Below are 22,803 nucleotides of genomic sequence, written 5' to 3'. Positions count from 1 at the left end.
AATTAGCCTGACGCAATGGCGTGATAGCACTTTAGGCGTGTCGTTTGAGCGCTGAAGAAAAGACTCAAAAAATAATCATTATCATTTGACACATCAGGTTACCAGCACTATTTTACTTGCGCCGCAGGGAAATCGACCTCTTTATAACCTTCGTCGCAAAGGCAAAATCATGCAGGAATATGGATCCGTAGAGCGCAATATCGAGAGTTCGACACCGACACTTTTGGAAGCCTTACTGGATAACCGTAATACCCTGATCAAGACTGCTGCCCGAATTACGGGCTGCCACAGTCGAGCTGAAGATGTGGTGCAGGACGCATTCTTGAGACTGGCCAATACCCCAAAAATGGCATTGCCGCTCAGAGCACAGATCAGTTACGTATTCCGTATTGTCCGGAATCTGGCCATTGACCACTACCGTAAGCAGGCCATGGAGCAAAAATACTCCGGTAGTGAGGAGGAAGGTTTGAACGTTGCCGTTCAAGGAGCAACTCCAGAGAGCCAGAACCTCGATCATGAAACCCTGATGATCGTCGACAAGGCCCTCAGCGAACTGCCCCAGCGCACCCGCTATGCCTTTGAATGCTACCGGCTGCACGGCATTGCGCAGAAGGACATCGCCAAGGAGCTTGGGGTCTCGCCGACCCTGGTCAACTTCATGATCCGTGATGCCATGGTGCATTGCCGCAAGGTGCTGCACGACCGCGTTTAGCCGTTTTTTGAAAAACCACTGAGTTTTTTCAAAGGCATGTGATTGCGCCTGCCATTATTTTGTTGATCGCAAGGTGGTCTTTACTGCCTTGTCGTACAACCGCCTGAATAACTGCCAGTATTTGCGCAAGGTGATCATCACCCGGCATTGTGTCGAGAAAATTTACCTCCTTGTTATTTTCTGCGACAGCGCTTTTGCAGCGCCTCTGTAAACTTATTCATTATGCATAGACTCCAGATAAACCCTGACGGCGTCGAACAATCATTTAAACAGACGTTTGTTCATCCCCGAGTGATGAGTGCAATCAGTTATATGAAGTTTTATATCGCGTCTAAAAACGTTCCGGCAATCAACGAGTCCATTGCGGATCGGTCGTAAAAGCAATCGTCAGCCAGCGGTTGGGCCCTTCCCCGCCGATCGCCTCACCCACCACCTCGCGCACCGCATCCCACTCGCCCAGCGTCCAGGCCGGCCAGTCGCTGGGCACGATGAAATACAGCTCGATCTGCCGGGCGCGGCCAACCTTGGCCACATAGGCCTGCCAGTCAAGAAAACCGTATTGAGCGACCACCTGTTCAGCCACTTCATCGACCTGCTGCTTGAGCGCTGGCGGGGTGACCATCAGCACGTCCGCCAACGCCTGAACAATGCTGCGGATCGGCAGCGGGATGATGATCAGGCAGATCACCGCCAGCACCGCCGGGTCGATATACGGACCCAGCCAGGCATGCTCGGTATCCTCCAGCAGTGCGCCGATGATGAACGCGATCAGCAAAGCCAGGGAGATGCTGCCAGACATGACCCAGGCCCTGGCATCAAGCGCGACGAAGTCCGAACCGATGCGGCGGTTGGCACGAAACTCCAGGGCCGCGAGGCTGAAGCACACCAGGCTGGTCAGCGCGGCATAAACGATGGCGAAACCGAATTCCAGATGCCGACCGCCACTGAGCAGGCTGCCGAGGGCGTTGATCAGGGCATACAGCGACACCCCGCAGAGCAGGATGCCGTTGATGCTCAGGACCATCGGCTCCAGGTGCCAGAAGCCCATATTGAAACGCTCGGCCAGCCGCCGATGGGCATCGCCGTCGGTGGTGTGGCGGCGGATCAGCGACACCACGATCAGCGCCAGCACGCTCATGCTGGCATCGGCCAGGGAGTAGACGCCATCGAAAACAATCGAGAACGACCCCGACAACAAACCGAAGACGATGCCGAAACCGGCTACCAGCACAGTGACCGCAATCGATAGCCGCAACAGGCCCTGCTCGCTCAGCATGGTTTCAAACCTCGGCCTGCAGTTGCAGCGGCGTCTGGCGTTGCAGGGTGTCGCCGGCAAAGTACTCCGGGGTCAGCCAGCGGAACACCACCATCAAGGCCACGCCGAGCAGCAGGATGACCATCGCAATGACGAACACCAGGCCCAACCCGCCGATATGCGAGCCGCTGCCGAACGCCGGCGAGGCGCTGTCCACGGCGGTCTGGGCAAAAATCACCGCCAGTGCTGCGCCACCGAGCAACGGGCAGACACCGCGCAGCAGCAAATGCCGCAGGCTGTCGAACAGGCTGCGGCGGAAGTACCAGACACAGGCGAACGCGGTCAGCGAGTAGTAGAAGCAGATCATCATGCCCAGCGCCGTGATGGTGTCGGCCAGCACGTTCTCACTGAGCAGGCGCATGCTGACGTAGAACAGCGCGGCGGCCGCCCCGGCACACAAGGTTGCAAAGCGCGGCGCCAGTGAGCGCGGGCAGATACTGGCAAAGCGCTTGGGCAGGGCCCGGTAGTAACCCATGGCAAACAGCGTGCGCGCCGGTGAAATGAACGTTGACTGCAACGACGCTGCGGTACTGGCCAGCACTGCGATGGACATCAGGATTGCCAGCGGCCCCATGACCGGGCCGGCCAGATGGGCAAAGACGTTTTCCTGGATGGTCGGGTTGCCCAGGCCAAGGCCCTGATCGGCGACCCCGGCAAAGCGCAGGGTGGCAATGGCGGTCACCAGGTACAGCGCAAGGATCACCAGCACCGTCAGCGCGGCTGCGCGACCCGGCACCGCATGGCTGCTGACCGACTCTTCGCTGACCGTCAGGCACACGTCCCAGCCCCAGAAAATGAAGATCGACAACGACAGCCCGGCAGCAAAGGATGAAAACGAACCGATGCTCCAGGGGTTGAACCAGTTGGCATCGAACTCCAGCGCCGGACCTTGCGGCGCCTCACCGAAGGCGGCGATGCAAAAGCCCAGTAACACCACCAGTTGCAACGCCACCAGCACGTACTGCACGCCCATCGTGGTGCCGATACCCCGGCAGCAGATCCACACCGCAATCCCGATGAATACGCAGCAGGTGACAATGTTGACCCCAACATGGTCACTCAGGGCGATGAGTTCTTCACGGCCGGTCAACTGGCCGAGAAACAGGTAGAAGAAATCCACCGCCACCCCGGCCAGGTTGGACAGCACGATGGTGGTCGCCGCCACCAGCCCCCAACCACCGATCCAGCCCATCATCGGCCCGAACGCCCGCGCCGACCAGGTAAACGAAGTACCGCTGTCCGGCTCGGCGGCATTGAGTTCGCGATAGCCCAGGGCGACCAGCAGCATGGGAATGAAGCCCACCAGGAAGATCGCCGGCAGATGCGCACCCACCTCCCGCACCGTCGGCCCCAGCGCACCGGTCAGGGTGTACACCGGGGCGATGGTGGAAATGCCCAGCACCACACAGGCCAGCAGGCCCAGACTGCCACTGGCCAACCCCTTGCTGCTGGTGCGTGCACGCGTTTCGCTGTTTTGACTCATGAGTGTCCGCCGTCTTATTTGAGTTATGGCTGGATGGGGTCAGCGCCCCCGGCGCTGCGCATAGGCCTGACAAGCATCGCGGAACGCATCGAACAGACGCAGCGATTGCGGGTTCTCGCTAAAGCGCCACTCCGGATGCCATTGCACGCCCACTACAAAACCGCGGGAGTCGCGCATCGAGACCGCTTCGATCAATCCGTCCGGTGCCAGCGCTTCGGCACGCAGGCCGGCGGCCAGCCGGTCGATGCCCTGGCTGTGCAGCGAGTTGACCTGGAACTCGCCCGGCAGCCCCAGTGCGGCCAGCACCCCGCCTGGCTGTACCGTCACGGCATGTTGTGGAGCGTATTGCGCGGCGAGGTCTTCGCTTTGCGGCTCACGGTGATCCAGAAACCCTTCCAGCTCTTGCACCCTTTGATGCAGCGTGCCGCCCAGCGTCACATTCAGTTCCTGGAAACCCCGGCAAATGCAAAATACCGGCACGCCCTGGTCGATGGCGGCGCGTAGCAAGGGCAAGGTCAGGCGATCACGGTCCGGGTCGTGGCGCGTGCCTTCGATACTGGGCGTGCCCTGGTAGTGATGCGGCTCGACATTGGAAGGCGAGCCGGTGAACAGAATACCGTCCAGCGATTGCAGCAGTTGCTGCGGATCAACCGGCGTATCCAGTGCCGGCAACACCACCGGGATACCGGCATGGCCGGCAGCCTCGACGTACTTGGCGCCGGCGGTGTGCGACGAATACTTGCCCAGCAACTGCCGGCAAGCGGTGACGCCGATCAGGGGAAGACGAGACATGGTGGTACCTCTCATCAGAGTCTTGATAAATGAAAACCGGCAAGGGGGAACAACAGCGTTGCGAGCAAAGCGCCCTCCCACCGGAGCGGTGGGAGGAGCCGGCCGGCGCTCCGGGCTGCTGGCGACGGCTCAAACGCCCAACCGGTCCCGCAACTGGTAATACGAGGCCCCCAATGCAGTGAATGGCACGCGCAACAACCGGCCACCGGGGAACGGGTAATGCGGCAGGCCGGCGAAGGCATCGAAGCGCTCGGCCTGGCCACGCAGGGCTTCGGCGAGCAGCTTGCCAGCCAGGTGGGTGTAGGTCACGCCGTGGCCGCTGCAGCCCTGGGAGTAGTAGATGTTGTCGCCCAGCCGGCCGACCTGCGGTAAACGCGACAGGGTCAGCAGGAAGTTGCCGGTCCAGGTGTAGTCAATCTTCACATCTTTCAATTGCGGGAAGACCTTGAGCATTTTTGGCCGGATGATCGCCTCGATATCCGCCGGATCACGGGCGCCATAGACCACCCCGCCACCGAAGATCAGGCGTTTGTCGGCCGTCAGTCGGTAGTAGTCGAGCAGGTAGTTGCAGTCTTCGACACAGTAGTCCTGAGGCAGCAGGCTGCGCGCCAGATCATCGCTGAGCGGCTCGGTGGCCAGCACCTGGGTGCCGCACGGCATCGACTTGGCGGCCAGTTCCGGCACCAGGTTACCCAGGTAGGCATTGCCGGCCACCACCACGAACCGTGCCCGCACCTGGCCAAGCGGGGTGTGCACCACCGGGTTGGGGCCGCGGTCGATGCGGGTCGCCGGGCTTTGCTCGTGAATCCGCCCGCCGAGTTTGGCCACCGCTGCGGCCTCGCCCAGCGCCAGGTTCAACGGGTGGATGTGTCCGCCGCTCATGTCCAGCATGCCGCCGATGTAGCGATCAGTGTCGACCACTTGGCGCATACGCCCGGCATCGAGCAGTTCCAGCTGCTGGTGACCGAAGCGCTCCCAGAGTTTCTGCTGGGCTTCGAGGTGGCCCATCTGCTTGCTGGTGATGGCCGCGAACACGCCGCCGTCTTTCAGGTCGCACTGGATGTCGTATTTGGCCACCCGTTCACGGATGATCCGCCCGCCTTCGAAAGCCATCTCGCCCATCAGCCGCGCATGGTGCGGATTGACGGTTTTTTCGATGACGTCGATATCACGGCTGTAGCTGTTGACGATCTGCCCGCCGTTGCGCCCCGAGGCCCCAAAACCGACTTTCGCCGCTTCCAGCACGGTGACGGAAAAACCGTGTTCGAGCAGAAACAGCGCGGTGGACAGGCCGGTGTAACCGGCGCCGATGATGCAGACATCGGTCTCGATCGACTCGCTAAGCACCGGGTACTCATCGAACCGGTTGCGCGAGGCGGCGTAGACGCTTTGAACGTGTTGTTGCATAACAGATTCCTCCGCCTGTCAGAGGGTGTTTACAAAGTCGGCGAGCGAAGGCAAGACAAGGCGAAATTGGCCGAAAACGCGCAATGTACATTCAGTACATGAGCATTTTGAGGTCGATTTCAACGCCGTATTGCCGAGCGCAGCCATTTTGTAGGCACCCTCTTAAAGTTTGATCCAGGTCGCTTTGAGTTCGGTGTACTTGGCAAAGGCATGCAGGGACTTGTCCCGGCCGTTGCCCGACTGCTTGAAGCCGCCGAACGGTGCAGTCATGTCGCCGCCGTCGTACTGGTTGACCCACACACTGCCGGCGCGCAGCGCTTTGGCAGTCAAGTGGGCCTTGGACAAGTCAGCAGTCCAGACCCCGGCGGCCAGGCCATACTCGGTGTCGTTGGCAATCCGAATGGCTTCTTCAACGCTGTCGAAGGCGATCACCGACAGCACCGGGCCGAAGATTTCTTCACGGGCGATGCGCATGCTGTTGTCCACGCCGTCGAACAGGGTCGGCTCGACATAGAAGCCGCCGCTGTCGTGCAAGGTGCGCACACCGCCACTGAGCAATTGCGCGCCGTCTGCGTGGCCGGCTTCGATGTAACCGAGCACGGTGTCCAGTTGCGTGCCGTCCACCAGTGCACCGACCCGGGTCGCCGGGTCCAGTGCATGGCCCGGCTGCCAGGCCTTCAAGGCTTCGACCACCATGGGCACGAAGCGATCCTTGATCGAGCGCTCGACCAGCAAGCGCGAACCTGCGGTGCACACTTCGCCCTGGTTGAAGGCAATGGCACTGGCCGCCGCCTCGGCAGCGGCCTGTAAATCCGCTGCATCGGCAAACACGATGTTCGGGCTCTTGCCGCCGGCTTCGAGCCAGACGCGCTTCATGTTCGATTCGCCGGCATACACCATCAGTTGCCTGGCAATGCGTGTCGAGCCGGTGAACACCAGCGTGTCGACGTCCATGTGCAGACCCAGCGCCTTGCCGGCAGTGTGGCCGAAGCCGGGCAGCACGTTGAGCACGCCTGCCGGCAGACCGGCCTCAACGGCCAGCGCGGCAATGCGGATGGCGGTCAGCGGCGATTTTTCCGAAGGCTTGAGAATCACCGAGTTACCGGCTGCCAGCGCCGGCCCCAGCTTCCAGCTGGCCATCAGCAGTGGAAAATTCCACGGCACGATGGCCGCCACTACCCCGACGGCTTCACGGGTCACCAGCCCCAACTGGTCATGGGGTGTTGCGGCCACTTCGTCATACAGCTTGTCGACGGCTTCAGCGCTCCAGCGGATCGCATTGGCCGCGCCTGGAATGTCGACCTGTAGCGCGTCGCTGATCGGCTTGCCCATGTCGAGGGTTTCCAGCAGCGCCAGCTCTTCGGCATTGGCCAGCAGCAGATCGGCAAAGCGCAGCAGCACCTGCTTGCGCTCAGCCGGTGCACGGCGCGACCACAGGCCGCTGTCGAACCGCTCACGGGCCACGCTGACGGCGCGGTTGACGTCTTCCAGGTCACAACTGGCGACATGCGCCAACAGGCGACCGTCCACCGGGCTCAGGCAATCGAACGTGGCGTCGCACACCGCCGGGACGTAGCGGCCATCAATAAAGGCCCGGCCTTCGATACTCAGATTGCGCAGCAGCTGTTCCCAGTAATCACGTTGCGGGATGTTCATATTTATTCTCTTTTCGGCAACCCGATTGACCCGTAGGAACCGTTTCAGCGGCGCGCCCTTCGCGAGCCAGCTCGCTCCTACCGATGCAAGGCGCTGGATTTTCTGTGTTATCTGTGTGGCCTGTGTGGTTTAAACGGTGTGCAGATACCAGTTGTATTCCAGGTCAGAGATCGAGGCTTCGAACTCGGCCATTTCGCTTTCCTTGCAAGCCACGAAGATGTCGATGTATTCGGGGCTGATGTACTTGTTCATGACCTCGCTGTCGTCCAGCTCGCGCAACGCATCGCGCAGGTTGTTGGGCAAGCTCTGCTCAAGCTGCTCGTAAGAGTTGCCTTCGATCGGCTCACCCGGTTCGAGTTTATGGGTCAGGCCGTGGTGAATACCGGCCAGGATCGCCGCCATCATCAGGTACGGGTTGGCATCGGCGCCGGCGACCCGCTGCTCGATACGAATGGCGTTGGCCGCGCCGGTCGGCACGCGCACGGCCACGGTGCGGTTGTCCAGCCCCCAACTCGGCGCATTGGGTACGTAGAATTGCGCGCCGAAGCGGCGGTAGGAGTTGACGTTGGGGCACAGAAAGGCCATCGACGCCGGCATGGTTTCCAGCACCCCGGCAATGGCGTGCCGCAACTCGGCATGCTCTTGCGGCACATCGCTGGCAAAGATGTTCTTGCCGGTGGCTTTGTCGATCAGCGAGATATGCACGTGCAGGCCGTTGCCCGCCTGGCCCGGATAGGGCTTGGCCATGAAGGTGGTGTCCATTTCATGGTCGTAGGCGATGTTCTTGATCAGGCGCTTGAGCAGCACCGCGTAGTCGCACGCCAGCATGGCATCTTCGACGTGATGCAGGTTGACCTCGAACTGCGCCGGGGCGCTTTCCTTGACGATAGCGTCGGCAGGAATGCCCTGCTCCTTGGCCGCTTCGAGAATGTCCTGCAGACAGTCGGCGTATTCGTCCAGATCGTCGATCAGGTAGACCTGAGTGGAGTGTGGACGTTTGCCGGAGATGGGCGAGCGCGGCGGTTGTGGCCGGCCGTTCACGTTCTCCTGATCGATCAGGTAAAACTCCAGCTCGAAGGCTGCACAGATGCGCAGGCCCATGGCATCGAAACGCGCCACCACCTGGCGCAGCACTTCGCGCGGGTCGGCAAAGAACGGCTGGCCGTCCAGCTCGTGCATGGTCATCAGCAACTGCGCAGTCGGGCGCTTTTGCCAGGGCTCATAGGCCAGGGTGCCGGGGATCGGGTAGCAAACCCGGTCCGAGTCGCCGATGTCCAGGCCAAGCCCGGTGCTTTCCACCGTCGAGCCGTTGATGTCCAGGGCGAACAGCGACGCTGGCAGATTGATGCCGCGCTCGTAGACCTTATGCAGGCTGGGGCGCTCGATGCGCTTGCCGCGCACCACACCGTTCATATCAGAGATCAGCAGATCGACGAACTGGACTTCAGGGTGAGCCTGGAGGAACTCACTCACTTCATCAGCACAGACAATGGCGCGCGGGGATACCGACGACATGATGGACACCTTCTGGTTTTTTGTGGGGCAACAGAGGTGGCAGAGAGAAAGCAGCAAGCGACGCAGTGAAGATTGGCGGCATTGTTGTTTTTCTGTGCCTTGTGCCCCGAAGAATTACGTTCTACGGCGTTTTTGCCGTGGCCTGCCAAATAACCCTTGGCAGCCCGAAGTCACTGTAAATTACAATCAGTGCAATAAATATTGGCGTTTTGGCAATCCGGGTTTGCATCGATGCAATATGAAATCAACCATAACGACCTGACTCTGGTGCTCGCGCTGGTGCGCGGCCGCTCGTTGGCCAGGGCCGCAGAACTGCTGCAGGTCGACATTTCCACGGTGTTTCGTTCGATCCGCCGGCTGGAAAGTTCATTGGGCAGCGCGCTGTTTGAAAAGAGCCGACGCGGTTATGTGCCCACTGACATCGCCCAAGCCATGGCCGAGCAGGCCGAGCGCGCCGAACAGGCACTGAGCGCTGCACGCATGGCGCTGCAACAGGGTGAACAGGTGGTCAGCGGCACGGTGCGCCTGACCTGCACCGAAGCGGTGTTGCACAGCCTGTTGCTGCCAGCACTGGCGCGCTTCATGCCGGCTTATCCGGCGCTGAACCTGGAGCTGTCGACCTCCAATAATTTCGCCAACCTCAGCCGCCGCGATGCCGACATCGCCCTGCGCCTGACCGACACCCCGCCCGAGCATCTGGTGGGCCGCGAGCTGGGCAGTGCCGACTATGTGATCTGCGGGCGGCCGGATTATCGTGAAGCGCTGGAAAAAGACCCCACCTCGGTGCCATGGATCGCCCCGGACGACTCGATGCCCGAGCACGTTTCGGTGATCTGGCGCGAGCGTACCTGGCCCAATGTCGTGCCGCGCTATCGCTGCAGCAGCATGGCGGCGGTCTCGCAACTGGTCGGCGCCGGCCTTGGCGTGGCAGCGCTCACCGACTTCACCGCCCGTGACCTGCAGGGCGTCGAGGCCTTGAGCGAACCACTGGTGGGCTGCAACACTGGCGTCTGGCTGCTGACCCGTCCCGATTGCCGGGCACTGCGCTCGGTGCAGACGCTGTTCGATGAACTGACACCGAGGCTGCGCGAAGCACTGGAATGATGTCGGGCGTCGTACCATTGAGCCACCACGTTCGACTGCCTTAGCAGCACAGCCTGCCGCGTCAAGCCCCGCGTCGCTAGACCATCGTCGAGTATCCGGGCTAGCCCCCATTCCAGAGCGTTCGAACTGATCCAGGCGCACCTTGCAAGGTGCGCAACACGACCTAATATCTCAATCAGCATTGACACATTTTTTTAAGATTGCTATCAATCTTAATGTCGTACGACAACGCACAACAAAAACAAAAAATGATGAGTATGCCCATGTCGCCACTTTATCCGTTCGCCCACGATCCCCCCTTCTGTACGCCCTCGATAGCAGTCGGTAACCGCGCCGGCCACGCCAGGCGTTGAACCGCACTGCGTCAGCTACTCGGACTCAAGGCCCCACGGCTCAGCCAGGCCGGGCCTGATGACTCCTGCCACAGGCGTTCGCAGCCTGACGGCTGGAAGCTCTTTGCAACTTGGGAGTGCACAAGGATGAATACCCGCAAGACGCTACGCCTCGCGCTGATTGGCGCCAGTGTGATCGGTAGTTTGCCATGCGCTGCCAGCGCCGCCGGTTTCACCGACGACGCCAAGGCCACCCTCGGCCTGCGCAACTTCTACATCAACCGTAATTTCACCAACCCGGCCAACGCTCAGAGCAAGGCTGAGGAATGGACCCAGAGTTTCATCCTCGATGCCCGTTCCGGCTTTACTGAAGGGCCGGTCGGCTTCGGTGTCGATGTGCTTGGTCGCTGGTCGCTCAAGCTCGATGGCGGCGGCGGCACTTACGGAACCGCGCTGCTGCCACGCCATGACGACGGCCGCCCGGCGGATGATTTCGGGCGCCTGGGGGTAGCGGCCAAGGCGAGGATTTCCAAGACCGAACTGAAAGTCGGTGAGTGGATGCCGGTGTTGCCGATCCTGCGGGCCGACGACGGACGCTCACAGCCACAGACCTTGCGCGGCGGGCAGATCACCTCCAAAGAGATCGATGGCCTGACCTTGTATGCCGGGCAGTTTCGCGCCAATAGCCCGCGCAACGATGCCAGCATGGAGGACATGAGTTACGGCGGCGGTCTGTCAGACCGTTTCAACTTTGCCGGTGGTGAGTACACGTTTAACCAAAACCGCACCCTGATCGGTTTGTGGAACGCGCAGCTCAAGGACGTCTACCAACAGCAGTACCTGCAACTGACTCATAGCCAGCCGCTTGGCGACTGGACCCTGGGCGCCAACCTGGGCTATTTCCGGGGTGATGACGACGGCGCCCGACGCGCTGGACGGCTCGACAACAAGACCTGGTCGGGCCTGTTCTCAGCCAGGATCGGCGCCAACACGTTCTACCTTGGCCTGCAGAAAGTCGATGGCAATACCTGGATGCGCGTCAACGGCACCAGCGGCGGCACCCTGGCCAACGACAGTTACAACTCAAGCTTCGACAACGCCAACGAACGCTCCTGGCAAGTGCGCCACGACCTTAACTTCGCCTCTCTGGGCGTTCCTGGCCTGACCCTGATGAATCGCTACATCAGCGGCCAGGACGTGCACAGCGGCGTGATTACCGATGGCAAGGAATGGATCCGTGAATCTGAACTGGCCTACGTCATCCAGAGCGGCAGCCTCAAAAATCTGAGCGTCAGATGGCGCAACTCCAGCATTCGTCGCGACTTCAGCAACAACGAGTTCGACGAGAACCGGCTGATTTTCAACTACCCGCTGTCGATTCTCTGACGCCGACCGATCAGCTAACGATCCCCTATTAACCATTGACGATTACAGGCAGAGCCAAGCATGACTCACACACCCTTCAAGCGCCTGCTGCTCACCGGAGCGGCAGGCGGACTCGGCAAAGTGCTGCGTGAACGCCTCAAGGGCTTTACCGAAGTGCTGCGCCTTTCTGATATCAGCCCGATCGAGCCGGCCAGCACCGCGCAGGAAGAAATCGTGCAATGCGACCTGGCCGACAAGGCCGCGGTGCACGACCTGGTCGCCGGCGTCGACGCGATCATCCACTTTGGCGGCGTATCGACCGAGCACGCCTTCGAAGACATCCTCGGCCCGAACATCTGCGGCGTGTTTCATATCTACGAAGCGGCGCGCAAGCACGGGGTCAAACGCATCATCTTTGCCAGCTCCAACCATGTGATTGGCTTCTACCGCCAGGACGAGCGCATCGACGCCCACTCGCAACGGCGTCCCGACAGTTACTACGGGCTGTCGAAGTGCTACGGCGAAGACGTCGCCAGTTTCTACTTTGACCGCTATGGCATCGAGACCGTCAGCCTGCGCATCGGCTCGTCATTCCCGGAGCCGGCCAACCGGCGGATGCTCAGCACCTGGCTGAGCTATGACGACCTGACCCATTTGATTGAGCGCAGCCTGTTCACCCCTGACGTCGGTCACACCGTGGTTTACGGCGCCTCAGCCAACCGCGAGGTCTGGTGGGACAACCGCCACGCTGCCCACCTGGGTTTTCAGCCCAAGGATTGTTCAGAGCAGTTCCGCGCGCAGGTCGAGAAGCAGCCGGCACCGGCCGCCGATGATCCGAACCGGGTCTATCAGGGCGGTGCCTTCGTGGCGGCTGGCCCCTTCGACTGATCGACAACCCGCAAGGATGCCCGACATGCAAAGTGAATTGCCTGTTACCCCGCTCACAGCAAGCACCTTTGGCAGACGAGCCAGCATGGCGCTGGCCATCGCTCGGCTCCCCTTCTCGGCATCCTCTGCCCGGTCCATGCACGCCAAATCAGACAATAACAACACCGGAGTTTCATCATGACCTTCAAACGCAAGCTGCTCCTGGCCGTTCTGCCGTTCGCCCTCAGCCTGTCGACCAGCGCCTCGGCGCTGGATATCAAGTTCGCTGAAATCCACCCGGCGGGCTACCCGACCGTGGTCGCTGAACAGAACATGGGCAAAAAACTCGAACAGGCCACCAACGGCAAAATCACCTTCAAGATGTTTGCCGGCGGCGTGCTGGGCTCCGAGAAGGAGGTTGTCGAACAGGTCCAGATCGGCGCGGTGCAGATGGCCCGTGTCAGCCTGGGCATTGTTGGGCCGGTGGTGCCGGATGTGAACGTGTTCAACATGCCGTTCGTGTTCCGTGACCACGAACACATGCGCAAGATCATCGACGGCGAGATCGGCCAGGAGATCCTCGACAAAATCACCAATTCCGACTTCAACCTGGTAGCGCTGGCCTGGATGGATGGCGGCACCCGCAGCATCTACACCAAAAAGCCGGTGCGCAAGATCGAAGACCTCAAGGGCATGAAGATCCGCGTACAGGGCAACCCGCTGTTCATCGACATGATGAATGCAATGGGCGGCAACGGCATTGCCATGGACACCGGTGAGATTTTCAGTGCCCTGCAGACCGGGGTCATCGACGGTGCCGAGAACAACCCGCCGACCCTGCTGGAGCACAACCACTTCCAGAGCGCCAAGTTCTACACCCTGACCGGCCACTTGATCCTGCCAGAGCCGGTGGTGATCTCCAAAACCACCTGGAACAAGCTCAGCGCCGACGAACAGACCCTGGTCAAGAAACTGGCCCGCGAAGCGCAGATGGAAGAACGCACCCTGTGGGACGCCAAGTCGGCAGCCAGTGAAGAAAAACTCAAGGCCGCCGGCGTTGAATTCATCACCGTCGACAAGAAGCCGTTCTATGACGCCACCGCGCCGGTACGGGAAAAATACGGCGCGCCGTTTGCCGACCTGATGAAACGCATCGCCGCCGTACAGTAACCCTGGCCCCTGCCCCGAGACCTGCAGCAGGGCGGCCTTACCGCCCTGCTGCCCTGGATGTGCCTTATGAAAAACCTCTTCCTGCGCCTCAACGATGTGTTGTACAGCAGTTGTATCTGGATCGCAGGCCTATCGATCCTGGCCATGTCGCTGATCATTCCCTGGGGCATCTTCGCCCGCTATGTGCTCGGCAGCGGCTCCAGTTGGCCGGAGCCGGTGGCAATCCTGCTGATGGTGGTGTTCTGTTTCATCGGTGCAGCCGCCAGTTACCGGGCCGGAGCGCACATGGCCGTGGCCATGGTCACCGACCGCCTGCCACCGGTCCCCAAACGAGCCGCCGCCCTGCTCGTGCAAGTGTTGATGGTCGCCGTGTGCGTGTACATGACCTATTACGGCACCCGGCTGTGCATGACCACCTGGAACCAGTACCTGGCGTCACTGCCGGGCGTGCGGGTCGGCATGACCTATGCCCCGATTCCGGTCGGCGGTCTGCTGACCCTGAGCTTCGTACTGGAAAAACTCATCTGGGGCGACCAGAGCCACCGCAAGGTGGTGCGTTTCGACCTGGTGGAAGAAAACGAGGGAGCAGCATAAATGGATGCCTTCATTCTCCTGGGCAGTTTTATCCTGCTCATCCTGTTGGGCATGCCGGTAGCCTATGCGCTGGGCCTTTCGGCGCTGATCGGCGCCTGGTGGATCGACATTCCCTTGCAGGCCATGCTGATTCAGGTCGCCAGCGGGGTTAACAAGTTTTCCTTGCTGGCCATCCCGTTCTTCGTGCTGGCCGGTGCGATCATGGCCGAGGGCGGCATGTCACGCAGGCTGGTGGCGTTTGCCGGGGTGCTGGTGGGCTTTGTCCGTGGCGGGCTGTCACTGGTCAACATCACGGCCTCGACGTTCTTTGGCGCCATCTCCGGCTCGTCGGTGGCCGACACCGCCTCGGTCGGCTCGGTGCTGATTCCGGAAATGGAGCGCAAGGGTTACCCGCGCGACTTCTCCACGGCGGTCACGGTCAGCGGTTCGGTCCAGGCCCTGCTCACCCCGCCCAGCCATAACTCGGTGCTCTACTCACTGGCCGCTGGCGGCACGGTGTCGATTGCCTCGTTGTTCATGGCCGGGGTCATGCCGGGCCTGCTGATGAGCGCGGTGCTGATGGGCCTGTGCCTGATCTTCGCCCGCAAGCGCAACTACCCCAAGGGTGAAGTGATTCCGCTGCGCCAGGCCTTGAAGATCGCCGCCGATGCACTCTGGGGGCTGATGGCCATGGTCATCATCCTCGGCGGCATTCTGTCGGGGGTGTTCACTGCCACCGAATCGGCGGCCATCGCGGTGGTCTGGTCATTCTTCGTGACCATGTTCATCTACCGTGACTATAAATGGCGCGATCTGCCGAAACTGATGCACCGCACGGTAAGAACCATCTCGATCGTGATGATCCTGATCGGGTTTGCGGCCAGCTTCGGTTACGTCATGACCCTGATGCAGATCCCGGCGAAGATCACCACGACCTTTCTGACCCTGTCGGACAACCGCTATGTGATCCTGATGTGCATCAATGTCATGCTCCTGCTGCTGGGTGCGGTGATGGACATGGCGCCGCTGATCCTGATCCTGACCCCGATCCTGCTGCCGGTGATCAGCGGCATCGGCGTGGACCCGGTGCACTTCGGCATGATCATGCTGGTCAACCTTGGCATCGGGCTGATAACGCCGCCGGTAGGTGCGGTGCTGTTTGTCGGCTCGGCGATCGGCAAGGTCAGCATCGAGGCGACGGTCAAGGCACTGCTGCCGTTCTACCTGGCGCTGTTTCTGGTGCTGATGGCTGTGACCTACATTCCGGCCATTTCCCTTTGGCTGCCTGGCGTGGTGCTTTAAACGTTATCGGCGGGCTGTAAAAGGCCCGCCCCTGTTCTGCAAATGGATGTGCACATGGCGGTTGCTTCTGTTACTCCAAATCTTTTACCGCGCAAGCTGGCCGTCGCGATTCTCGCGCTGCTGGCATGCTCGTTTGCCGGCAATCACATTGCCGCACGCTTTGCCTTCGACAACGACACCGGGGTGCTGCTGACGATTCTGTGTCGCTCCGGCATCACCCTGCTGGTGCTGGCGGCGGTGGTGGCCTGGCAACGCCAGCCACTGGGGCTGCCGGTTGGCACGCGGGGCTGGCAGTTGTTGCTGGGCCTGCTGATCGCCACCCAGAGCCTGTGCCTGTACTCGGCCGTGGCGCGGATCCCGGTTGCCCTGGCGTTACTGGTCGGCAACACCTTTCCGATTCTGCTGGTGCTGCTCGGCTGGAGCCTGGGCGGGCCACGTCCGACCCTGCGTACAGTGCTGCTGATGGGGGTGATCCTGATCGGGCTGATCCTGGCGCTGGACGTCCCTGCGCGGCTGGCCAGCCGCGGCGAGGCCAATGCGCACTGGACGCTTGGCATCAGCCTGGCGTTCTGCGCCGCCTGTGTATTTGCCGGCGCGCTGTGGATAACCGATCACAAGCTGGCCAGCGTGCGGGGGCCGGTGCGCAGCCTGCTGACCCTGTCGGTGGTATTTATCAGCATGCTCGTTGCCGGCGCCAGCGGGGTCATGCCGTCAGGCTTGTCCCTGCCGGGCAACAGTACCGGCTGGATCGCCCTGGCAAGCCTGGTGGTGTTGTACGGCATGGCCTTTACCTTGCTGTTTGTCTGCGTGCCGCGGTTGAACATGGCGCAGAACGCGCCGGTGATGAATGTCGAGCCCATTGCCACCTTGCTGCTGGGCTGGACACTGCTGGATCAGGCGCTGGGCACTCTGCAAGTGCTGGGCGCGGCAGTGGTGGTGTGTGCGATTGTGCTGCTGACTTATCGTAAATAACCCCATCAGCATGGGGAGCATTGCCCCCCATGCGTCAGCAGGACTTACTTCTGCTGCTGCCTACTGCTGCTGCCCTGACTGCCCGATGGCGCGTCGTCATCCTGGGACTGCTCGGGTTGATCGTCTTCATCCTGAGAAGTCGAACCGCCTTGACTGCCACCTTCCGAACCCTGCTGGCCTTTGTCATCAGAAGACTGACCGCCTTGACTGCCGCCCTGGGATCCGGACTGGTTACTGCTGTCAGAAGACTCGCTGTCCTTGCTACCACCTTCGGCGCTGTTGCCCCCAGAGGCCTGACCGCCTTTACGGCCGGCCTCGGCCGCTTTCTCAGGATCATTCTTGAAATTGCCCCCCGAAACGCTGCCACCTTTGGCGCCCTCTTCCGAGGCACGCTTGGGGTCGTTGGCAAAGTTGCCGGGGTTGCTGTTATCAGTGCTGGACATTTGCATATTCTCCATAAACGCGGACCGCTTTAGCGCAGTCGCATTGGTTATGAGTGTGGCCAGTAGTACGGGTGATCCATGCACGCGACCAATGGAGACACTCAGGAGCGGCAAACCGCTGCCGATGGTCGGATCAGCAATCAGCAACAGAACGCCGAGCAAAGAAGAGCATCGGTTATAACCTTAGAACATATCTCTCTAACCATTCAGAACATAAGCCGCTATGCTGCCCGCCACTTTTTACCTGACAACAGATAACAGTGATACAGGGCGTGATAATGGATGTTGGCGGTCTTGGCTTTACAGTGGCTGGCCTGGTAGTCGGCTTTATCGTCGGCATGACCGGCGTGGGTGGCGGTTCGTTGATGACCCCGATCCTGCTGTGGTTCGGCATCAACCCCGCCACAGCGGTGGGCACCGACCTGCTTTACGCAGCGGTAACCAAAGCCGGCGGTGTGTACGTTCACAAGAAGAACGACAACATCGACTGGAAAATTACCGGCTGGCTGACCCTCGGTAGCGTACCGGCAGTGCTGCTGACCCTGTGGTTCCTCAGTTCTCTGGACCATGCCCCGGACGCCCTGAATGCAATCATCAAACAGGCGCTGGGCTTTGTCCTGCTGCTGACGGCGCTGGCGATTCTGTTCAAGAACAAGCTGCTGGCCTTTGCCCATGACCGGGTCGAAGGCCATTCGCTGTTCAAAGGCTCCAGCCTCAATGCCTTCACGGTCATCACCGGGATGATCCTTGGCACGATGGTGGCGCTGACCTCGATTGGCGCCGGCGCGCTGGGCACCGTGGCGCTGTTCATCCTCTACCCGCTGCTGCCCACCCGCCGTCTGGTGGGCACCGAGATCGCCCACGCCGTACCGCTGACCCTGGTGGCCGGTATCGGTCATGCCAGCATGGGCAATATGGACTGGAGCCTGCTGGGCTTCCTGTTGCTGGGTTCGCTGCCAGGCATCTATCTGGGCAGTCATATGGCCGGCCGGGTTTCCGACAACCTGCTGCGGCCATGTCTGGCGATCATGCTGGGCCTGATCGGCTTCAAGCTGGCGTTCTGATGGCCAAACGGCGCAGGGCCATGGCCCTGCGTCGTTACGCCTCATCAGTGGCCCGCCGGTCATTGATCAGCAGCATGACATTCATCGCATCACGCAAATAGCACTGGAGCCTGCCGCCAATCAGGTGCACGATGGCCTGCGCGATTACCCGTGCCGGTCATCCGGCTCCGTTCACCTTGGCTGACAAGCCTGCTATTGGAGATTGCGTCATGCTTATCCAGATAGAAGAAGGGATCAGTGCTTCAGAGTGGATCGTGAAACTCGACGACTACCCGGTTATTTGCCGCAGTCGCCAAGAGGCCGATGAATTCGCTGAGCGGATGCAGACCCGGCTGGCGGCCCCCCACCCCCTGCCAGGCCCGCCCCGGCCTGCGGCAGACGAGCCGCCAAGCCCAACCGCCCATTGAGCGGCCGTTACAGGCTCGAAATCAAAGCGTGAACATCGCGGCCATAAGGCACGCTGGTAACTTGCATTTCCCCTACATCCATTTCACATCCTCTTCACGTCCGGGGTCTTACAGTTACCTCACTCCTTTGATGAATCCCCTTGGCTCGCCGTTTGGCGGGCCATTTTTTTTGCCTGCCCGTTTTTCATTTTGACGGTCAGTGAGCCGTGCCGTCTGCAGGCTGGGTCGTCACCGCCGCGGTAACCGGCCCGCCCAGCATCGGAGCAGGCTGTAGCTGGGCCAGCCGCTCGCTGCTGGTGCCATTGATCATCTTGCTGCTCCACTGCCCCGCCACGCTGGCAAGCCAGGCGAACAGGAACAGAACCGCAAGTTGCAGCGTCCATTTGGCGACGGTCGACATGGTTAATCCTCCAGGCTGTTTTCGATGGAGGGATCTAACCATTGCTGTGTTGCAGAGGCATTGCAGCGAGCACTGCAACGCAGGGCCGGGGGCTGCAGCACGGAGCCACCCGGCGGGGGGAAAGCCTCAGTAGCGCGCGGCGTCCGAGGCGTGGCGTGGGCCGGCGACGATCCAGGCCAGTACCCCGATAATCGGCACAGCGACGATACCGATGATCCACATGGCTTTGTTGGATGAGTTGGTCTGGCTTTTGCGGACCCGCAGTACGGCCCACAGGTCGGCCAGAATAATGACTGCGACCAGCAGGGCGCTTGTCCACAAGCCCATTTCTGATAATGGCATCTGAAACCTCCCGACATTTATTGTCTGCGGCGCCCTTGTGGCCCCCTTGCAATAGAAGAGGGTATCGAGCGTCGTAAAGTTCAGATTAGTAGAAGAATCGGGCTGTCTAGTGCTCGCCTATCCAGTAGGAGCGGCTTTAGCCGCGAAGATCTTTAGCCGCGAAGATCTTGCGGTCGGTGGAAGGTTCTTTGCCACAGTTGACTGAACTGTGGGTTTCGCCCCGACGGGCGACCCCATTTTGTGCTTGGTGTACGGACCGGGGAAAACCGCTTGCTCCTGGTTTGGGTCTGCCCTGCGGGCAGACTTCCCTCCGTCCGGCGCCGATTCGCGGCGTCTGTGCCCTCTCGGCTCACAGAGCAAAAGCAAGATCACGATCAACGGCAAAATCAACGGCTATATAGCGTTGATCCCGTTGAGAAGGTCTGGATGCGGGCTTGCGGGGCGCCAGGTCGTGGCGAACACAGTGAGGGGAGAAGCTGACGAGGTGTGCCAGCCCGTGATACAGCACGGGCCGGCACGCTCGGTGAGGCAGGATCAGGTCACTGGAGCGGGGTTGAACAGCGCCAGGTCGTTGTGCAACCGGTAGTGTTCGGTCCAGGTTTTTTTCTTGCCGCTGGCCACATCCAGGTAGTAGTGGAACAGCTCCCAGCCCAGGTCTTCGATGCTCGCCCGACCGGTGGCGATACGCCCGGCATCGACGTCGATCAGGTCCGGCCAGCGGTGTGCCAGCTCGGTGCGGGTCGAAACCTTGACCACCGGTGCCATGGCCAGCCCGTAGGGCGTGCCGCGGCCAGTGGTGAACACGTGCAGGTTCATCCCGGCTGCCAGTTGCAAGGTGCCGCAGATAAAGTCGCTGGCCGGGGTGGCGCAGAAGATCAGCCCCTTGCCTTTGACCCGCTCGCCAGGGCCCAGTACGCCGTTGATGGCGCTGTTGCCGGACTTGACGATCGAGCCCAGCGACTTCTCGACAATATTCGACAACCCGCCCTTCTTGTTGCCCGGCGTGGTGTTGGCGCTGCGGTCAGCCTCGCCCTTGGCCAGATAACGGTCGTACCAGTCCATCTCGCGCACCAGCTCACTCGCGACCTGCTGGTCCTGAGCACGGGAGGTGAGCAGGTAGATGGCGTCACGAACCTCGGTAACTTCCGAGAACATCACCGTGGCGCCGGCCCGCAGCAGCAGGTCGGAAGCGTAGCCCAGGGCCGGATTGGCGGTAATGCCCGAGAAGGCGTCACTGCCACCGCACTGCATGCCCAGAATCAACTCCGAAGCCGGCACGGTCTCGCGACGGCGCAGGTCAAGCTTCTTCAGCCGCACTTCGGCCAGGTCCATGATCTGTTCGACCATTTCATTGAAGCCGTTGCCAGCATCCTGCAAGCGATACAGCCATTCGTCGCTCAGATCTACCGACGGGTCATCTTCGTGCATCACCTGGCCGGCCTGGAGCTTTTCGCAGCCCAGGCTGATTACCAGGGCTTCACCGCCCAGATTGGGGTTGCGGGCCAGATTGCGCACGGTGCGAATCGGGATATACGCATCGGTGGCGGAGATCGCCACGCCACAACCATAGGTGTGGGTCAGGGCGATCACGTCATCGACGTTGGGATACTTGGGCAGCAACTCGTCGCGAATGCGCTTGACCGCATGGCCAAGCACGCCCGCCACGCACTGCACCGTGGTGGTAATGCCAAGGATGTTGCGAGTGCCGACGGTGCCGTCGGCATTGCGATAGCCCTCGAAGGTGTAGCCTTCCAGCGGCGCCTCCTTCTCGGGGACTGCGTCGGACATCGGCAGGCTGTCCAGTTCAGGCGCTGCCGGCATGCGCAACAGATCTTCCCTGACCCAACTGCCGCGTGGAATCGGCTGCAAGGCGTAACCGATGGTCTGGCCGTAACGGACTACGGCGTCACCTTCGGCCAGATCAACGGTATTGATCTTGTGGCTCTGTGGAACGTTGTCCACAGTTTCCAGGCCATCATCGAATCGGGTGCCCGCAGGCACACCCTGGTCATTGACCACCACGACCACGTTATCCAGCGGATGCAGCCGGATAGAACGCGGTGAATCGGCATGTTGAATCAGGTTCATCACGATTTTCCTCAGGATTTGGCTTGGGAAAGGTCGCTGCCAGGTTCGCTCAGCGATGACCCCTTGGTTGGGGGTTCTTTCAATTCCACACGCTTGATCTCACCCACCACAAACAGATAGCTGAATACCGCTATCAGTGCGTTGGCACCGACATACACCAGCGCCCATTTGAACGAGCCGGTGCTGCTGATGATGTAGCCAATCACGATTGGCGTAGTGATCGAAGCAATGTTACCGAAGGTGTTGAACAGGCCACCACTGAGACCGGCGATCTGTTTTGGCGATACGTCGGACATGACTGCCCAACCCAGTGCGCCAATGCCTTTACCAAAGAATGCCAGGGCCATGAAGCCCACGACCATCCACTCCAGGTCGACATAGTTGCAGGTGACGATACTGGTCGACAGCATCAGGCCACAGATGATCGGTGCCTTGCGGGCGAAGGTCAGGGTGTGACCGCGACGCAGCAGCCAGTCGGAGATCACCCCGCCCAGTACCCCACCGATGAAGCCGCAGATGGCCGGCAAGGAGGCGATAATGCCAGCCTTGAGGATGGTCATGCCGCGCTCCTGAACCAGGTACACCGGGAACCAGGTCAGGAAGAAGTAGGTGATGGCGTTGATGCAGTACTGGCTCAGGTAGATGCCCAGCATCATGCGGTTGGTCAGCAACTGGCGGATGTAATCCCACTTGGGACCGCTGGCAGCCTTGCCACCGGTTTTGTCCTTGGCCTTCTCGTCCAGGTCGACCATGCCGCCGTTGCTGGCGATGTGCTCAAGTTCGGCTTCGTTGATCATCGGGTGCTGGCGTGGGCTGTAGATCACTTTCAGCCAGATACCGGAGAAGATGATGCCGGCCGCGCCCATGACGACAAACACGTGCTGCCAGCCGAAGCGGTAGACGATCCAGCCCATCAGCGGAGCGAACAGTACAGTGGCGAAGTATTGCGCCGAGTTGAAGATCGCCGAGGCGGTGCCGCGCTCGGAAGTCGGGAACCAGGCCGCAACGATACGTGCGTTACCAGGGAACGACGGTGCTTCGGCCAGGCCCACCAGAAAGCGCAGCATGAACAGCGCAACCACGGCAGTGGACATGCCGAACTCGCCGACATAGCCCTGCAGCAGGGTAAACAGCGACCAGGTGAAAATACTCAAGGCATAGACTTTCTTCGAGCCGAAACGGTCGAGCAGCCAGCCACCGGGAATCTGGCCAGCCACGTAGGCCCAGCCGAATGCGGAGAAGATATAACCGAGGGTTACGGCATCGATGCCGAGGTCTTTTTGCAGGCTTGAACCTGCGATAGCGATGGTGGCGCGGTCAGCGTAGTTGATCGTGGTAACCAGAAACAGCATCAACAGGATCAAATAGCGGACGTGCGTCGGCTTGGACTTTTGCATTTGGTAGAACTCCCACTCATTATTTTTTTTACGCGGGTTAATGCTGATTTTGGTGTAGCGCTACAGGCCCCTTGGAAACACCGGTGGCGACGGCGTT

General features: G+C 60.8%; 20 protein-coding genes and 1 pseudogene. 10 read left to right on the top strand and 11 right to left on the bottom strand.

Features of this window, described 5'->3' with window-relative positions:
- Nucleotides 1-169: 169 nt before the first annotated feature.
- A complete protein-coding gene (locus tag NRB16_RS14190; protein WP_045487548.1) occupies nucleotides 170-712 on the top strand; it encodes an RNA polymerase factor sigma-70 in 543 nt (180 codons plus the stop codon).
- A 349-nt stretch (nucleotides 713-1,061) separates the two neighbouring features.
- On the opposite strand, the gene NRB16_RS14185 is transcribed toward NRB16_RS14190, so the two are convergent.
- The 6 genes from NRB16_RS14185 to NRB16_RS14160 form a co-directional block, all read right to left on the bottom strand.
- Nucleotides 1,062-1,988, bottom strand: a complete 927-nt coding sequence (locus NRB16_RS14185; RefSeq protein WP_257106364.1) for a cation diffusion facilitator family transporter — start codon at nucleotides 1,986-1,988, stop codon at nucleotides 1,062-1,064.
- A 4-nt stretch (nucleotides 1,989-1,992) separates the two neighbouring features.
- Nucleotides 1,993-3,510, bottom strand: a complete 1,518-nt coding sequence (locus tag NRB16_RS14180; protein ID WP_253114785.1) for an APC family permease — start codon at nucleotides 3,508-3,510, stop codon at nucleotides 1,993-1,995.
- Between the two features lie 39 nt (nucleotides 3,511-3,549).
- Nucleotides 3,550-4,302 (bottom strand): gamma-glutamyl-gamma-aminobutyrate hydrolase family protein, encoded by a 753-nt coding sequence (locus NRB16_RS14175; RefSeq protein WP_257106363.1) that lies wholly within the window; start codon nucleotides 4,300-4,302, stop codon nucleotides 3,550-3,552.
- A 129-nt stretch (nucleotides 4,303-4,431) separates the two neighbouring features.
- Nucleotides 4,432-5,709: an FAD-binding oxidoreductase gene (locus NRB16_RS14170; protein ID WP_257106362.1), complete on the bottom strand. Its 1,278-nt coding sequence runs from the start codon at nucleotides 5,707-5,709 to the stop codon at nucleotides 4,432-4,434.
- A 162-nt stretch (nucleotides 5,710-5,871) separates the two neighbouring features.
- Nucleotides 5,872-7,365, bottom strand: coding sequence for an aldehyde dehydrogenase (locus NRB16_RS14165; RefSeq protein ID WP_257106361.1), 1,494 nt, complete (start codon nucleotides 7,363-7,365; stop codon nucleotides 5,872-5,874).
- Nucleotides 7,366-7,494: 129 nt separating this feature from the next.
- The gene (locus NRB16_RS14160; RefSeq protein ID WP_045487530.1) at nucleotides 7,495-8,880 is read right to left on the bottom strand and encodes a glutamine synthetase family protein; all 1,386 of its coding nucleotides are present in this window, start codon (nucleotides 8,878-8,880) and stop codon (nucleotides 7,495-7,497) included.
- 231 nt (nucleotides 8,881-9,111) lie between these two features.
- On the opposite strand from NRB16_RS14160, the gene NRB16_RS14155 reads away from it, so the two are divergent.
- The 7 genes from NRB16_RS14155 (at nucleotide 9,112) to NRB16_RS14125 (ending at nucleotide 16,565) form a co-directional block, all read left to right on the top strand.
- Nucleotides 9,112-9,984, top strand: coding sequence for a LysR family transcriptional regulator (locus NRB16_RS14155; RefSeq protein ID WP_253114798.1), 873 nt, complete (start codon nucleotides 9,112-9,114; stop codon nucleotides 9,982-9,984).
- Between the two features lie 479 nt (nucleotides 9,985-10,463).
- Complete coding sequence (locus tag NRB16_RS14150) at nucleotides 10,464-11,702, top strand: OprD family porin (protein WP_257106360.1); 1,239 nt, start codon at nucleotides 10,464-10,466, stop codon at nucleotides 11,700-11,702.
- 60 nt (nucleotides 11,703-11,762) lie between these two features.
- Complete coding sequence (locus NRB16_RS14145; protein WP_253142204.1) at nucleotides 11,763-12,569, top strand: NAD(P)-dependent oxidoreductase; 807 nt, start codon at nucleotides 11,763-11,765, stop codon at nucleotides 12,567-12,569.
- 177 nt (nucleotides 12,570-12,746) lie between these two features.
- Complete coding sequence (locus tag NRB16_RS14140; RefSeq protein ID WP_253114810.1) at nucleotides 12,747-13,718, top strand: TRAP transporter substrate-binding protein; 972 nt, start codon at nucleotides 12,747-12,749, stop codon at nucleotides 13,716-13,718.
- 66 nt (nucleotides 13,719-13,784) lie between these two features.
- Complete coding sequence (locus NRB16_RS14135; RefSeq protein ID WP_045487514.1) at nucleotides 13,785-14,312, top strand: TRAP transporter small permease; 528 nt, start codon at nucleotides 13,785-13,787, stop codon at nucleotides 14,310-14,312.
- Complete coding sequence (locus NRB16_RS14130) at nucleotides 14,313-15,593, top strand: TRAP transporter large permease (RefSeq protein ID WP_045487510.1); 1,281 nt, start codon at nucleotides 14,313-14,315, stop codon at nucleotides 15,591-15,593.
- A 54-nt stretch (nucleotides 15,594-15,647) separates the two neighbouring features.
- A complete protein-coding gene (locus tag NRB16_RS14125; RefSeq protein WP_257106359.1) occupies nucleotides 15,648-16,565 on the top strand; it encodes a DMT family transporter in 918 nt (305 codons plus the stop codon).
- A 278-nt stretch (nucleotides 16,566-16,843) separates the two neighbouring features.
- Here the strand turns inward: NRB16_RS14125 and NRB16_RS14120 are convergent.
- A pseudogene (locus NRB16_RS14120) lies at nucleotides 16,844-17,008 on the bottom strand (general stress protein); the annotation flags it as partial.
- A 278-nt stretch (nucleotides 17,009-17,286) separates the two neighbouring features.
- Between NRB16_RS14120 and NRB16_RS14115 the strand changes: the two are divergent.
- Nucleotides 17,287-18,072: a sulfite exporter TauE/SafE family protein gene (locus tag NRB16_RS14115; RefSeq protein ID WP_045487504.1), complete on the top strand. Its 786-nt coding sequence runs from the start codon at nucleotides 17,287-17,289 to the stop codon at nucleotides 18,070-18,072.
- Nucleotides 18,073-18,281: 209 nt separating this feature from the next.
- Nucleotides 18,282-18,479 (top strand): hypothetical protein, encoded by a 198-nt coding sequence (locus NRB16_RS14110; RefSeq protein ID WP_257106358.1) that lies wholly within the window; start codon nucleotides 18,282-18,284, stop codon nucleotides 18,477-18,479.
- Nucleotides 18,480-18,675: 196 nt separating this feature from the next.
- Here NRB16_RS14110 and NRB16_RS14105 read toward each other — a convergent pair whose 3' ends face one another.
- The 4 genes from NRB16_RS14105 to NRB16_RS14090 all read right to left on the bottom strand — a co-directional run bounded on the left by NRB16_RS14105 (nucleotide 18,676) and on the right by NRB16_RS14090 (nucleotide 22,706).
- Nucleotides 18,676-18,879 (bottom strand): hypothetical protein, encoded by a 204-nt coding sequence (locus tag NRB16_RS14105; protein ID WP_045487501.1) that lies wholly within the window; start codon nucleotides 18,877-18,879, stop codon nucleotides 18,676-18,678.
- A gap of 126 nt (nucleotides 18,880-19,005) precedes the next feature.
- Nucleotides 19,006-19,221: a PLD nuclease N-terminal domain-containing protein gene (locus NRB16_RS14100; RefSeq protein ID WP_045487498.1), complete on the bottom strand. Its 216-nt coding sequence runs from the start codon at nucleotides 19,219-19,221 to the stop codon at nucleotides 19,006-19,008.
- 534 nt (nucleotides 19,222-19,755) lie between these two features.
- Nucleotides 19,756-21,309 (bottom strand): galactarate dehydratase, encoded by a 1,554-nt coding sequence (garD, locus tag NRB16_RS14095; RefSeq protein WP_045487492.1) that lies wholly within the window; start codon nucleotides 21,307-21,309, stop codon nucleotides 19,756-19,758.
- 11 nt (nucleotides 21,310-21,320) lie between these two features.
- Nucleotides 21,321-22,706, bottom strand: a complete 1,386-nt coding sequence (locus NRB16_RS14090) for an MFS transporter (RefSeq protein WP_045487489.1) — start codon at nucleotides 22,704-22,706, stop codon at nucleotides 21,321-21,323.
- Between the last annotated feature and the right edge of the window lie 97 nt (nucleotides 22,707-22,803).

Source organism: Pseudomonas sp. LJDD11 (assembly GCF_024584215.1).
Taxonomy (GTDB): Bacteria; Pseudomonadota; Gammaproteobacteria; order Pseudomonadales; family Pseudomonadaceae; genus Aquipseudomonas.
The sequence above is the reverse complement of the archived record's forward strand: the minus strand, read 5'-3'. Positions and strand labels throughout refer to the sequence as shown.

Coding starts and splice junctions, on each gene's coding strand:
- NRB16_RS14190 (WP_045487548.1), top strand. CDS start 170: ATGCAGGAATATGGATCCGTAGAGCGCAATATCGAGAGTTCGACACCG.
- NRB16_RS14185 (WP_257106364.1), bottom strand. CDS start 1,988: ATGCTGAGCGAGCAGGGCCTGTTGCGGCTATCGATTGCGGTCACTGTG.
- NRB16_RS14180 (WP_253114785.1), bottom strand. CDS start 3,510: ATGAGTCAAAACAGCGAAACGCGTGCACGCACCAGCAGCAAGGGGTTG.
- NRB16_RS14175 (WP_257106363.1), bottom strand. CDS start 4,302: ATGTCTCGTCTTCCCCTGATCGGCGTCACCGCTTGCCGGCAGTTGCTG.
- NRB16_RS14170 (WP_257106362.1), bottom strand. CDS start 5,709: ATGCAACAACACGTTCAAAGCGTCTACGCCGCCTCGCGCAACCGGTTC.
- NRB16_RS14165 (WP_257106361.1), bottom strand. CDS start 7,365: ATGAACATCCCGCAACGTGATTACTGGGAACAGCTGCTGCGCAATCTG.
- NRB16_RS14160 (WP_045487530.1), bottom strand. CDS start 8,880: ATGTCGTCGGTATCCCCGCGCGCCATTGTCTGTGCTGATGAAGTGAGT.
- NRB16_RS14155 (WP_253114798.1), top strand. CDS start 9,112: ATGCAATATGAAATCAACCATAACGACCTGACTCTGGTGCTCGCGCTG.
- NRB16_RS14150 (WP_257106360.1), top strand. CDS start 10,464: ATGAATACCCGCAAGACGCTACGCCTCGCGCTGATTGGCGCCAGTGTG.
- NRB16_RS14145 (WP_253142204.1), top strand. CDS start 11,763: ATGACTCACACACCCTTCAAGCGCCTGCTGCTCACCGGAGCGGCAGGC.
- NRB16_RS14140 (WP_253114810.1), top strand. CDS start 12,747: ATGACCTTCAAACGCAAGCTGCTCCTGGCCGTTCTGCCGTTCGCCCTC.
- NRB16_RS14135 (WP_045487514.1), top strand. CDS start 13,785: ATGAAAAACCTCTTCCTGCGCCTCAACGATGTGTTGTACAGCAGTTGT.
- NRB16_RS14130 (WP_045487510.1), top strand. CDS start 14,313: ATGGATGCCTTCATTCTCCTGGGCAGTTTTATCCTGCTCATCCTGTTG.
- NRB16_RS14125 (WP_257106359.1), top strand. CDS start 15,648: ATGGCGGTTGCTTCTGTTACTCCAAATCTTTTACCGCGCAAGCTGGCC.
- NRB16_RS14115 (WP_045487504.1), top strand. CDS start 17,287: ATGGATGTTGGCGGTCTTGGCTTTACAGTGGCTGGCCTGGTAGTCGGC.
- NRB16_RS14110 (WP_257106358.1), top strand. CDS start 18,282: ATGCTTATCCAGATAGAAGAAGGGATCAGTGCTTCAGAGTGGATCGTG.
- NRB16_RS14105 (WP_045487501.1), bottom strand. CDS start 18,879: ATGTCGACCGTCGCCAAATGGACGCTGCAACTTGCGGTTCTGTTCCTG.
- NRB16_RS14100 (WP_045487498.1), bottom strand. CDS start 19,221: ATGCCATTATCAGAAATGGGCTTGTGGACAAGCGCCCTGCTGGTCGCA.
- garD (WP_045487492.1), bottom strand. CDS start 21,309: ATGAACCTGATTCAACATGCCGATTCACCGCGTTCTATCCGGCTGCAT.
- NRB16_RS14090 (WP_045487489.1), bottom strand. CDS start 22,706: ATGCAAAAGTCCAAGCCGACGCACGTCCGCTATTTGATCCTGTTGATG.